Below are 923 nucleotides of genomic sequence, written 5' to 3' on the forward strand. Positions count from 1 at the left end.
TTCCACGTGGTGACGGTCTTGCGGCTGACCCCATGCAATTTGGCAAATTCGGACTGGTTCATCTGTTACCCTTGTGTTACCTGTTACCCAAATTTCAAAAGTTCATCGCTAGTGAAATATCATGGCGCGCAATGCCCCCGTTATATAAAAGTCGCGGTAAGGACCCAAAAAATATATGACTCATGCTAATTGGGATTGTCGATAGAAATCTTTGTAATGCTTTTTGCAGAATAACTCATACGCATTGCTTGCCTCATTAATACAGTGGTAACGGCCAAGTCGATATCTTTTACCATTTATCTGAGCTTGAGCTATCCATTTTCCATCTCGATAATGGACTCCCTTCCTGCCGGATTTATTGGCTTTCGTCAGCCCAATATTTTGCTGGTTCTGAGAACGTGTTGCTTCTCGTAAATTCGATATGCGATTGTCTGTTTTGATACCATTGATGTGGTCTATTTGCTTTTCTGGCATAGCGCCGTTGATATACATCCAAGCAAGGCGATGGGCTTTATATCGGATACCGTCGATTTGTATTTCAATATAGCCTGTTAATGTGTTAATCCGTCCTGCAATACTGCCAACTCTAGCTCTTTGGCTTCTATAAGATAACCAGACAAAAGCTCCCGTCTCAGGGGCATACCGGAGTAATTCCCTGAGTCTTTTCTGAGTAAGTTTTCCCATGCAACCCTCATACTTGGTATTTCGGATACAACAAACCCTCCCGCTGTATTGCGAGATATGAATAAGGGGTTTATCGGAATTAAAGGGTGTCTTTACTAAGGTGTGGCGTTATTCAGATTGAGTTTGCACAGTCGGTTTATCGGACTTCTGAAGATGTCTTGGTGGTTCAAGATCATTCAAAATAGCTGACGCGTAAACGTTAGCCTTTTGCCTGTTAACGGGGGCATAATCTTCATCTA

At 42.6% G+C, this 923-nt stretch carries 1 protein-coding gene; it reads right to left on the reverse strand.

Annotated elements, in window-relative coordinates:
• Positions 1-180 precede the first annotated feature (180 nt).
• Positions 181-684, reverse strand: a complete 504-nt coding sequence (locus tag PSI23_RS21570) for an HNH endonuclease signature motif containing protein (protein ID WP_273556992.1) — start codon at positions 682-684, stop codon at positions 181-183.
• Positions 685-923: the final 239 nt, after the last annotated feature.

It is taken from the genome of Xenorhabdus yunnanensis, from assembly GCF_028598805.1.
GTDB classification, from domain to species: domain Bacteria; phylum Pseudomonadota; class Gammaproteobacteria; order Enterobacterales; family Enterobacteriaceae; genus Xenorhabdus; species Xenorhabdus yunnanensis.

Bases quoted from the DNA above. Each gene is read 5' to 3' on its own strand.
- PSI23_RS21570 (WP_273556992.1), bottom strand. From the start codon at position 684: ATGGGAAAACTTACTCAGAAAAGACTCAGGGAATTACTCCGGTATGCC.